The sequence below is a fragment of the Bradyrhizobium nivariense genome (assembly GCF_029846695.2).
Classification (GTDB): Bacteria; Pseudomonadota; Alphaproteobacteria; order Rhizobiales; family Xanthobacteraceae; genus Bradyrhizobium.
The window spans coordinates 1-10,699 of sequence record NZ_JARWCR020000128.1; the positions used below are offsets into that span (position 1 = coordinate 1).

Below are 10,699 nucleotides of genomic sequence, written 5' to 3' on the forward strand. Positions count from 1 at the left end.
CCGCGCTCGCGCCGTCTCCGCAACCCCGACCAGCTCCGACGACCCGAGCGCTACCAGCAGAGCACGCCGATCAAAGGGGTCCCTTTTGGATGCCGATAGGGGGTCCCAGTCGAACGCCGATTGACAAAGGATCATGAAAACGATCTTGGCCATTGCTTGCCTGTCCGCACTCGCCTTGGCCTCGCCGGTGGAAGCCAAGGGATGCATCAAGGGCGCCATCGTCGGCGGGGTCGCTGGCCACATGGCGGACACGGCAAGCTCGGCGCCGCGGCGGGATGCGTGATCGGACATCACGAAGCCAACAAGCAGAACCCCAACAACTCGAACGGCCAGGCCCGTCGGGGCGGAAATAGCGCGGACACCGCGGCCGCGGCATGAAGATCCGATACCATTCCGAGAGCCACATCGTCGAACTCGACATTGACTCGCGTCGGCAGATCTTCCCTGGCGATCTCGACCTGACGCTGAACTGGAAGCCCGAGACCGAAATCGCCGCCGCCGCGACGGAGGACGAGATCTGCTCGTACGTACTGGTGGTCGGCGGCGCAGAGGTGCGCGTGATCGCCGAGGGCGGAAGCTCACCCGTCGGCCAGGTCAAGAGGACGCTGAAGGAAGGGTAGGCCGAGCTCCGTCGGTTCAGCGAAGCGCCGCCCGACCCGCCTCGGTGATCCGGTACTCGATCTCTCCCGACTGAAGCGGCCCGCTCTCGACCAGGCCGAGTTCGACGATGCGCGCGACGATCTCGTGATCGAAGGTCGCGGGGCTGAGCCATGGCCCGTCGAGAAGGGCTTTCAGGAAATCCCGCTCCAAGTCGGTGAGCTCCATGCTTGAACTCCGCTTGTAATCTCAGGAGAGGCGCAGCCAAACCGAAGAAATCGCCCGGCACTGCCGAGGCCGTTGTTCACTACGTCCGTTCCCGGGACTGTGAGATCGCAACCCGCAGTGCCGGCTTTCGTCTCGGCGGAGCCGCTCTCCGGAGCCAGCTCCCTCGTCGCGGTCGCTCGACGCCAATACTCGGCCCCAACTCCGAGGCTGGAGGCGGAGCGGGGGCCAGAGCATACTGGGAACGCGGCACAGTTGCCCAGCCATACGAACATGCGCGCAAGCCAGCTTCCCGGGCCACAGCGCAAGGGATGTACTCCTTCCGGATAATCACCGTTGCCGGAGAGACCGTCCGCCTGTCCCGACCATTGTTTTTCACGGCGATCGCGGTACCACCGTTCATCCAAATACGGTGGTCAAATTCTTGAGCACTCTGTGAGAACGATGAGCACACAAAAATAGTGCATCGCGGGCAAATTACCCGGAGGGCATGCGCATACGCAAACGATCTTTAGCGACGCGACCGCCGCCTCAGCCCGCGGCCGTTCTCGCGATGTCGCCTGTTGGACCCAAAGTGGACGCGGGCATTTGCGCAGACTTTCGTCAGCTTCTGGATCCCCGGCGGACATCCGACTGATGAGGCCGTTCTATCGGACAAAGGGCAAACGTCCGATGGCATCAGTGCAACCCGGAAATGAAATAGCTCCAAGCCGTGGCCAGTATTATACTGGTGCTACGGGAAGTGCTGTTTCAAGCGTTCGTGGAAAGATTGTTACGACCAGTCGGGGAGGAACATCTGATGACGACTATGTTTGTTAGACACACGGTTTCCGACTACAAGACCTGGCGGAAGGCTTACGACGATTTTGCTCCGGTTCAGAAGGCGAAGGGCGTAACAGCCGAGGCTGTCTACCGAGCAGTCGAAAATCCAAATGACATCACAGTAACTCACGAGTTTGCCACGATTGAAGCTGCGCAAGCCTTCGCGGAGAGTGCTGAACTGAAGAATGCCATGCAGAATGCGGGAGTGGCGGGAGCTCCAACGATTTGGTTTACGAACAAGGCGTGAAGTATCGATCCCGGCCAAGTGCCGGGATTTTTTTGCTGTGGTGTGCCATGTCGCCTGTTGGCCCACCGCTGACGTCAGCTTTACAACTTTGTTTGTCCGCTGAGTGCACCGGAGCGGACCTCGTCTGAATCATTCCATAACAACGCATAGGCGAATGCTGCTCGTCAAAAATGCTTGGCAGCAAGAAGCCCGAGCAGAACTGTGCCCGAGACGCCGGATACTGCGGCCATATTAATCAGGTTTTGCGTGGCCACCGATAGTATCGATGCCGCGGAGGACGGCAACGAGTTCACTTTCGATTTCTTACGTTGTGGCCTCTGTGGCGTTGTTTTGGTAGGCATTGCATTCCCGAGATAGCGGGTCAGACCGCCATGCGGCCTGACCCTGACGCTTCCCTGTCGGGATTTGTCCCCGATCTGCAGCCACCATTGCATGCTCGCGGACGAGAAAGCTTAAGGGGTCTGGTAAACCAAAGCGGACCGGAGCTGATGGTTTATGAATTCGCGATGTCTATTGCGCGGAAAGGAAAGCCAGGCTTTTGCAATCTCGTTGACTATATCAACCGAGGCCTGCTGGCAGCGTGCAACCGTGCGCCGGTACCGCACGTCCATGGAAGGTCGAGCCGATGTCGGAGGAAGTTGTTCCATGGACGAAGATATCTTGCGCAAAATGGAGGAGCGTCTCGGACCGTTCTATGCGAGACAGCGATTGGGTATCGAGACGGACCACGAGGCACAAATCTTCGGCCAAGGCCTCCTCTCCTTTCACATAAGGAACTGGTATCCAGTCCATTCTGTCATTCGAAATGCACTTAAGCTGACCGGTCTCTACTGGCGCGGACGCCGAAATACTGGAAGCATTCTCGTCAAGCGCAATGATGTTACGTTCAAGGAGTTGCCACCGCTTTTCGACGGCTTCACCATACTCCACCTTAGCGACATGCATGTGGACATGAATGAAGCTGCCATGCAGCGCCTGATCGAACTCGTCGGCGACATGCGCTACGATCTATGTGTTCTAACCGGCGACTATCGGGGGAAGAATTTTGGACCGTTCGAGGCAACCTTGAACGGCCTCGCACGAGTGCAAGCTCATCTAAAGGAGCCCGTTTATGGGGTTCTGGGCGACCACGATACCATCCAAATGGTTCCGGGGCTGGAAGCCATGGGAATACGTATGCTGCTCAACGAGAGCGAGGTGATTGTGCGCGGCGATCAGCAAATCTATCTAGCCGGAATCGATGACGCCCACTGCTTCAAGGCCGACGATATCGAAAAGGCTGCGTTGCAGATCCCGTATGGCGAGTTCTCCATTTTATTGTCACACACACCGGAGATCTATCGTCAGGCGGCTCATGCCGATTTTAATTTGTTGCTGAGCGGGCATACGCACGGTGGGCAGATCTGTCTGCCAGGATCTATTCCGATCATACTTGATGCAGTATTGCCTCGACGGATGGGGGCAGGAGCTTGGCAGTATCACGACATGGCTGGCTACACCTCTGTGGGTGCTGGATCGAGCGTCGTTCCTGTTCGTCTCAACTGTCCACCAGAAATCACCCTGCACTGCCTTCGTTCGGGTTAACGGGGCTAATATGGTTCGTCGCGCAGGTGGGCCCGGAATAGAAAACGAGATAGAATTAGCGCACCAATAAAAAAGATTCCGACGCCAAGCCCTATGTCTGCGATCGTCAATGAAAGTGCGTCGCGGCATGCCAGCATCGGAAATAGGGATTCGGGGACCTGATCGAGCCCGAGTGCCTGGCTGCTCGGCGGAGAATTTAGGCGGCGCTTCACGAAACTGGAGAGCAAATCGCCCGCCATAGCCGCGCCCGCTACGATTGCACCGATCGTCAGATCCAGACCGATAAGCGGGGCGCTTGCTGTCGTGATGAGGACTGAAATCAAAATACCGCGGATGGTTTTCGATGGCCCAAACAACGGCCGCCCATCAAAAAATACGGTGCCGGCATCCAGCGGAAAGGAAAAACGTGGGCCAAAAATCTTCTTCGCAACGATCGGTGTGCCGTTCGCCAGCGTCATTAAAACCAATAATTGCAGAATATGCAGAAATTGCATTTATTCAGCTTAGCTTATAGTTGCATCCGACGTTAGTTCGATCTTCTATTGACTGTTGTGAGCGCCTTTCAGTGGAACGTCTTGCGCCGGTCATCCAAAGCACCACGGTCGAGCTCATCCATCAATCTGAAGTCGCTGTCGCTGTTTGGCTGCGCCGACGTGATCGAATAGCGATGCAGTTTGTTGCAGTGCACGAGCCAAATGACCCAACGCGACATTCAGTGGAAGCGCGGGAATTAGCCACTGTCGGGTTGTCCTTGGCCTCATGAGAATACGCTATATCTACCCGAAGGCCGTTCAAAAGGACTAGCTGGTGGACGAAGACATTCTGCGCAAACTCGAGATCCGTCTCGGGCCGCTCCATGCCCGGCAGCGATTGGGGATTGAGAGAGATCACGAAGCTCAGGTATTTGGCCAGGGCCTCACATTTTTTCACCTTGAAAACTCATCTTGGGCCGAGTGGATCATTCGAAATGTTCTGAAGGCAACGGGGCTCTACTGGCGTGCACGACGGAATGCAGAACGCATTCTCGTCAAACGAAACGAAATGAGGTTCAAGACATTACCGCCCCTCTTTGAGGGCTTCACCATTCTCCACGTTAGCGACCTTCACGTGGATATGAATGAAGTTGCCATGAACAGACTCATCCAGCTCGTTGGCGGCATGCAGTACGATGTGTGTGTCCTAACTGGCGATTATCGGGGTCGGACTGTTGGGCCGTTCCAGCCCGCGCTGGATGGTGTCGCGCGAGTGGCAACTCATTTGAAACAGCCAATCTATGCCGTGCTTGGCAACCACGATACGATTCAGATGGTTCCCGGGCTCGAAGCCATGGGCATTCGCGTGCTGCTCAATGAATGCGAAACAATCGTTCGCAAGGACCAACGGATCTATCTGGCGGGAATCGACGATGCACATTTCTTCAGGGTGGACAACATCGAAAAAGCCGCTCTCTCGATACCCGGCGGTGAGTTCTCGATCTTGTTGTCTCACACACCGGAGGTCTATCGACAGGCTGCCCATGCCAACTTTGATCTGGTGCTGAGCGGACACACCCACGGCGGTCAGATTTGTCTCCCCGGATCCATTCCCCTCAAGCTCGAGGCGGTGCTGCCAAGACGGATGGGGGCTGGGCCTTGGCGGTACAGAGATATGACCGGCTATACTTCCGTTGGTGCCGGCTCGAGCGTCGTTCCCGTGCGCCTCAATTGCCCGCCGGAAATTACCTTGCACCATTTACGCCGCGACTGACGCTGACCTAATACGGTTCTTCACGTACATGAGCCTGAAACAGAGGGCGGGAGAGAAGTAGCTCGCCGACGAAAAATACCCCACCACCCGAGGCAGCTCTCGGCAACCGAGACTTCCTTCTAAACCGGCCCTATGGTACCGGTGACGGGGAGAATGGCAACGTGCTGCCTGATATTTCGTTTCGAAGTCTTTCCTGCTTTCCCACGCTGACGCCGTTTTCGAAACGAAGCGATCGAACAAGTCATAGGCCGATGTGAGGATTGGATCCTGTGAACAGCTCCTCCACGGCACGAGAGTGCGATGAACGTGGGCGCTGTCATTCAACTCGCAATCTGACCAATGCATGAGTCTCTTCTGGCCCGAACGCGAAGCCCAGACCGGCTCTGAAATCGTCTGGTTGTCGCGGTAGACCGGACGTGAACCGGCGGCGGTCAGGACGGCGCCTGTTGACCCGAAGCGGTCATTCCGTATGTGTGACTTCCGTAACCTCTATCATGTTGCGTTCCAATGGACGCCGGGTGCCGGCCCAATTCCAAGCCGGCGTCCTAGATTGCTCACCGCACGATCTCAAATAGCAGTACTATTGGCTGCCGGATCATCGGCAAGCAACTGGGAGTCAGTCATGAAAACTTATACAATGGCATTGCTCGCAGGTGTCGCAATTGGAGCTATCGCGATCCAGGGCCTTCACGCTCAAGGAGCTAAGCTGAAAGCTTACTCCATCAGCGAAAATGAAATCCTCGATGCTTCATTCCAAGCCACATACCTCCCTGCCGCCCGGAAGGCGATAGAGGCAGCCCATGGTCGATCTTTACGCACCGCAGCAGGACGGGTTGTTCAAATAGAGGGTGAACCCCCTCCAAAGGGTATGGGCATCGTCGAATGGGACAGCGTGGATGACGCAGTGGCATTCTACAAGTCGAAAGCCTGGGCGGACCTTTCACCCCAGCGTGAGAAGGCGGTTAAGGTAATACGGCGGTACGTCGTCGAGACCGAAAAGTAGCCTGTTCACGCGCACCGGCTGCGGCGCGCGGCGCCCAAAACCGGCAACAACTGCGCACAGCGAGGCTGTCTCATTGGACGGCCTCGTCTAATGGTTGATAGCTGCCTTGCGTTTCAGAAGTCTAGACGTTTCTTGCATGAACTCCCGGTCGAGCTTTTCTCCGCCGTTCCCAACGTTCAGTGATGACGTTGCAGAGCCAGAACGAGGCTCCCATGCGTCGTTCATCACTCAGATGTGCTGAGTTTGCTCACGCAAATTCCGGAGACGTTCCTTCTGCGTGCCGATAAACCTATCGAATAATGAAACGTCAGGTCCGTTCATGGCCCATCTCGGACCTCCCGACCGGCGCCGGTGATGTCCGCTCCCGGCGCTCAACCGGAAGTAAGCAGCCAGGATGCCGAAAGGCCGCCTGTGACCCTGAGCGGAAGTCCGGGAGCTGATCGCTCCGCAGCGGCCAAATGGCGCGTTTGAGGAGCCCAAAAGGGAGATTAGGATAACTACGTGCAAGCACCTCAGCGCAGACGCCCGCCTTCGGCACCTCCGCGGCTGGCATCAGCGAAAGATCATGGGAGGATTTCGCGATGAAATCACTGGCCTATGTAACTCTATTTGCCCTCGCGCTTACCCCGAGCTACGGCTTCGCTCAACAGCCAACCGGCCACAAGATGAGCGACGAGGAGCTGATTAAGCTGTCGCTGTCCGCGGCACCCGAGGCCATCGCCAAAGACGCAACGATCGTCGCTATGGATCATGACGGCAAGATGCGGACCTTGCGCAAAGGAGCCGGGCAGTGGACGTGCATGCCGGGTCATGCCGATCCGGCCAACCCCGACCCCATGTGCGGCGATCAAAACGCGATGGAATGGGCGACGGCATGGATGGATCACAAGGAGCCGCCGGCGAACAAGGTAGGGTTCATGTACATGCTCCGAGGGGACGGAGGTGCAAGCAACACCGACCCCTATGCAACAAAAGAAGAGCCCGGCAACAATTGGATTAAAACCGGCGCACACGTAATGATCGTGGGCTCTGGCGCTAAGATGTTGGATGGTTATCCACGCGACGCGAAGGCCGACCCAACGAGGCCCTATGTGATGTGGCCTGGCACGCAATACGAGCATTTGATGCTGCCGGTCCGCTGATCTCGCGATCCTGCGTCTGCGCCCGTACGGTTATCTGCGGGGGCGCGCGACGAAACGCGCGTCCCTACAGGTCGTGCTGCGCTGCATGAGTCCGGATGTGGCCCGTTTGAGACATGCCGGGGCGGTCTGACGATGTCCGTTCACAGGGGTAGACCGGAAGAGACCGGCACGCGGCCAAAGTGACGCGATTGGCCCATCTCGGATATGCCCGACAAAAATTAAGAGGGCCTGGATGAGCGCCAGGCCCAATTCAACAATCGACGTTGCACCTTTGCGTCAGTCGTCATACTCCCTCGAAATGTCCTGGCCGGTGTAGTCAGGCATGAACGACGCCGACACAAGGCTTACTACCGCGCAAGCGGCGATGTAGATGGAAATCGCGTAGCCGGAGTGATAGGCGGCGAATAGGGCCGTGGCGATGAGCGGCGCCGGACCGCCGGCAATCACCGATGCAAGTTGATAGCCTAGTGAAGCACCGCTGTAGCGTAATCGCGGCGTAAAGGCCTCTGCGATTAAGGCTGCCTGCGGCCCATATTGCATGTCATGCGGGATCAGCGACAGCACGATCGCGATGAACACTGCTGATGGTATTGCGGTGTCCACCATTCCGAAATACAGGAAGCCGAACAGCCCCACCGTCGCCGCGCCGATCAGATACATCTTCCTGCGCCCGATGCGGTCGGAGATGTGGCCCGACAGCGGGATGGTGACGAACGAGACGCAAGAGGCAACCAGCACTGCGCTCAGGATCAGATCGCGCGACATGTGCAAGGTACCGACGGCGTAAGCGAAAATGAATGCGGTGAAGATGTAGAACGGCGCTTGCTCGGACATCCGCAGCAATGCCGAGAGGATTATCTCCTTCGGATGCTTCTTGAAGACCTCGATGATAGGGGCCTTCTCGATCTTCCTGTTATCCAGGAGCTGCTGGAACACTGGCGTCTCAAGGATGCCAAGGCGAATCCATAGTCCGACACCGACGAGAACAATCGAGAGCGCGAAAGGAATTCGCCAGCCCCAAGTGTTGAATTGGTCACCCGACAATTGGCTGAATGCGAGGATTGCAAGGTTTGCCAGAAAAAGGCCGCACGGCACACTGAATTGCGGCCAGGATGCCACCAAACCGCGTTGACCGTGGGTGCGCGACCATTCCATCGCGAGCAGCACCGATCCGCCCCACTCGCCACCAACGCCGATTCCCTGCAGCATCCGCAACACCGTAAGGATGACCGCGCCCCAGATGCCGATTGACGCATAGGTAGGCACGAATGCGATGAGGAAGGTCGCGATACCCATACACAGAAGGGTGGCAATGAGTGTCGCTTTGCGGCCGATGCGATCACCGTAGTGACCAAATATCGCGGCACCGATCGGGCGCCCCACGAAGCCGATAAAATAGGTGCCGAAGGCCGCGAGCGTTGCCGTCAACGCATCTTCATTGGGAAAGTAGAGCTTACCGAAAATAAGCCCGGCAGCGGTGCCATAAAGGAAAAAGTCGTACCACTCGATTGCGGTGCCGATGGTTGATGCGATAACCGCCTTGCGCAGTTGCGCACTATGATCAGCCGCGGACAACGTCCCATGCGTGATTGCCATAGTCATTGGGTGCTCCCTTGTTGGCTGCTTCCATGCCCCTGGGAACCGGCTTCTCGTTTAGCGGAATACTACAATCAGCGCGTGGCGACCGAAAGGTCACCCGAGGCTGTCACATTGCTGCACCGCAGGAGACTTGTGCGAAGGGCTTGTTATGGACCGTTTGAGACAAGCTGACGGGCGCTGACCATCTCCGTTGATCAGGCTTGACCGGGACTCCCCGGCGTCTGTCAAAAGCTTATGACCCCTCAACAGACATTACGGTCGGTATTGTTTGGTTCGGGAACATGCCCGGCGGGGCTCTGTCAATCTGTGGCCGGTTTAGCCGCGGGATAGTCAGGACTGCAGCTTCGCGCTGGCAGAACTCGCCGCCTGACATTTGTCGGCGGCGCAGGCTTCGACGCGCTCGCGCAATACGGTGTGCCAGGGTTGGACCCCGGCTGACCGCAAGGAAATCAGCAAAGGCTCGGCGTCGCTGCCGAGCCTTCTTACTGTCGAGCTCTGAATATCGGACTTAGAAGTCCATACCCCCCATGCCACCCATGCCGCCGCCGCCCGGAGGCATGCCGCCCGCACCGGTATTCTTCTTCGGCACTTCGGCCACCATAGCTTCGGTGGGATCAGGAGCGCTGCGACGGACGCCGCGTTCTGGATCGCCACTCGAACCACCTTAGTCGGATCGATGATGCCCTTGGAGACCAGGTTGCCGTATTCGCCGGTCTGCGAGTCGAAGCCGTACGAGTACTGATCCTTTTCGAGGATCTTGCCGACGATGACCGAGCCGTCCTCGCCCGCGTTGATTGCGATCTGGCGGGCCGGGTAGGACAACGCCTTGCGCACGATCTCGACCCCGGTCTTCTGGTCGTCATTTTTGGTGCGAATGCCCTTGAGGTGCTCGGAGGCACGCAGCAGCGCAACGCCGCCGCCTGGCAGGATGCCTTCCTCGACCGCCGCGCGGGTCCGCCGCGGAGACGGTTGACGACGAGAGTGGCGAGCGCTTCGCCTTCGACGTCTTCGGCGATAATCACAAGCGGCTTACCGCTCTGCACCACGGCTTCCAACAAGGGAAGCAGTTCATTCAACTGAGATAGCTTTTTCTCATTAATCAGGACGTAGGCATCATCCATTTCAACGCGCATCTTATCGGCGTTGGTGACGAAGTAGGGCGAGATATAGCCACGGTCGAACTGCATGCCTTCGACGACTTCGAGTTCGGTCTCGAGCGACTTGGCTTCCTCAACGGTGATGACACCCTCGTTGCCGACCTTCTTCATGGCGTCGGCGATGAACTTGCCGATCTCCGCATCGCCATTGGCTGAAATCGTGCCGACCTGGGCGATTTCCTCGTTCGAGGTGACCTTCTTGGAGTTTTTGACGAGGTCGGCGACCACAGCTTCCACGGCCAGGTCGATACCGCGCTTCAGATCCATCGGGTTCATGCCGGCGGCAACCGACTTGGCGCCTTCACGGACGATCGCAGCGGCGAGCACGGTTGCGGTGGTCGTGCCGTCACCGGCCGCATCAGCGGACTTGGAGGCGACTTCGCGCACCATCTGGGCGCCCATGTTCTCGAACTTGTTCTCGAGCTCGATCTCCTTGGCAACGGTGACGCCTGAGCTGCTGCCGGTTTGATGGACACCAAGTTTAGGTGTTTCATGGAGCCGGAGGTAGTGATGCGAAGACGAAAGTTCAGTCGAGAGTTCAAGATCGAGGCTGTCAAGCTTGTCAGGGAGCGCAGGG

9 protein-coding genes and 2 pseudogenes are annotated in these 10,699 nt (G+C 57.7%); 7 read left to right on the forward strand and 4 right to left on the reverse strand.

Annotated elements, in window-relative coordinates:
• The first annotated feature begins 133 nt into the window (after positions 1-133).
• Together QCM77_RS44675 and QCM77_RS44680 are read left to right on the forward strand one after the other, a co-directional pair.
• Positions 134-378: pseudogene (locus QCM77_RS44675) on the forward strand (hypothetical protein).
• Positions 375-620 carry a hypothetical protein gene (locus QCM77_RS44680; protein WP_279669193.1) on the forward strand — a complete coding sequence of 82 codons (246 nt, stop codon included), beginning with the start codon at positions 375-377 and terminating at the stop codon, positions 618-620. The pseudogene QCM77_RS44675 and the gene QCM77_RS44680 overlap by 4 nt, the downstream one beginning before the upstream one ends.
• A gap of 16 nt (positions 621-636) precedes the next feature.
• Here QCM77_RS44680 and QCM77_RS44685 read toward each other — a convergent pair whose 3' ends face one another.
• Positions 637-825: a hypothetical protein gene (locus QCM77_RS44685; RefSeq protein WP_148772496.1), complete on the reverse strand. Its 189-nt coding sequence runs from the start codon at positions 823-825 to the stop codon at positions 637-639.
• Between the two features lie 796 nt (positions 826-1,621).
• Here QCM77_RS44685 and QCM77_RS44690 point away from each other — a divergent pair.
• Both QCM77_RS44690 and QCM77_RS44695 read left to right on the forward strand, forming a co-directional pair.
• On the forward strand, positions 1,622-1,891 hold the full coding sequence (locus QCM77_RS44690) for an antibiotic biosynthesis monooxygenase (RefSeq protein ID WP_135177465.1): 270 nt from the start codon (positions 1,622-1,624) through the stop codon (positions 1,889-1,891).
• A 645-nt stretch (positions 1,892-2,536) separates the two neighbouring features.
• The gene (locus tag QCM77_RS44695) at positions 2,537-3,475 is read left to right on the forward strand and encodes a metallophosphoesterase (protein WP_280096991.1); all 939 of its coding nucleotides are present in this window, start codon (positions 2,537-2,539) and stop codon (positions 3,473-3,475) included.
• 5 nt (positions 3,476-3,480) lie between these two features.
• Here the strand turns inward: QCM77_RS44695 and QCM77_RS44700 are convergent, their stop codons facing one another.
• Entirely contained in the window at positions 3,481-3,969 is a 489-nt protein-coding gene (locus tag QCM77_RS44700) for a cytidylyltransferase family protein (RefSeq protein WP_280096992.1), read from the reverse strand.
• Between the two features lie 313 nt (positions 3,970-4,282).
• Between QCM77_RS44700 and QCM77_RS44705 the strand changes: the two genes are divergently transcribed.
• From QCM77_RS44705 to QCM77_RS44715, 3 genes are all read left to right on the forward strand, one after another.
• Positions 4,283-5,221: a metallophosphoesterase gene (locus QCM77_RS44705; RefSeq protein ID WP_280096993.1), complete on the forward strand. Its 939-nt coding sequence runs from the start codon at positions 4,283-4,285 to the stop codon at positions 5,219-5,221.
• 622 nt (positions 5,222-5,843) lie between these two features.
• Positions 5,844-6,224 (forward strand): DUF1330 domain-containing protein, encoded by a 381-nt coding sequence (locus QCM77_RS44710; protein ID WP_279669504.1) that lies wholly within the window; start codon positions 5,844-5,846, stop codon positions 6,222-6,224.
• 581 nt (positions 6,225-6,805) lie between these two features.
• A complete protein-coding gene (locus QCM77_RS44715; protein ID WP_279669503.1) occupies positions 6,806-7,366 on the forward strand; it encodes a hypothetical protein in 561 nt (186 codons plus the stop codon).
• Between the two features lie 276 nt (positions 7,367-7,642).
• On the opposite strand, the gene QCM77_RS44720 is transcribed toward QCM77_RS44715, so the two are convergent.
• A complete protein-coding gene (locus QCM77_RS44720; RefSeq protein WP_280096994.1) occupies positions 7,643-8,968 on the reverse strand; it encodes an MFS transporter in 1,326 nt (441 codons plus the stop codon).
• 505 nt (positions 8,969-9,473) lie between these two features.
• Positions 9,474-10,581, reverse strand: a pseudogene (locus tag QCM77_RS44725) (TCP-1/cpn60 chaperonin family protein); the annotation flags it as partial.
• Between the last annotated feature and the right edge of the window lie 118 nt (positions 10,582-10,699).

Excerpts from the sequence above, each read along its gene's own strand:
- QCM77_RS44680 (WP_279669193.1), top strand. The coding sequence starts at position 375 with ATGAAGATCCGATACCATTCCGAGAGCCACATCGTCGAACTCGACATT.
- QCM77_RS44685 (WP_148772496.1), bottom strand. The coding sequence starts at position 825 with ATGGAGCTCACCGACTTGGAGCGGGATTTCCTGAAAGCCCTTCTCGAC.
- QCM77_RS44690 (WP_135177465.1), top strand. The coding sequence starts at position 1,622 with ATGACGACTATGTTTGTTAGACACACGGTTTCCGACTACAAGACCTGG.
- QCM77_RS44695 (WP_280096991.1), top strand. The coding sequence starts at position 2,537 with ATGGACGAAGATATCTTGCGCAAAATGGAGGAGCGTCTCGGACCGTTC.
- QCM77_RS44700 (WP_280096992.1), bottom strand. The coding sequence starts at position 3,969 with ATGCAATTTCTGCATATTCTGCAATTATTGGTTTTAATGACGCTGGCG.
- QCM77_RS44710 (WP_279669504.1), top strand. The coding sequence starts at position 5,844 with ATGAAAACTTATACAATGGCATTGCTCGCAGGTGTCGCAATTGGAGCT.
- QCM77_RS44715 (WP_279669503.1), top strand. The coding sequence starts at position 6,806 with ATGAAATCACTGGCCTATGTAACTCTATTTGCCCTCGCGCTTACCCCG.
- QCM77_RS44720 (WP_280096994.1), bottom strand. The coding sequence starts at position 8,968 with ATGACTATGGCAATCACGCATGGGACGTTGTCCGCGGCTGATCATAGT.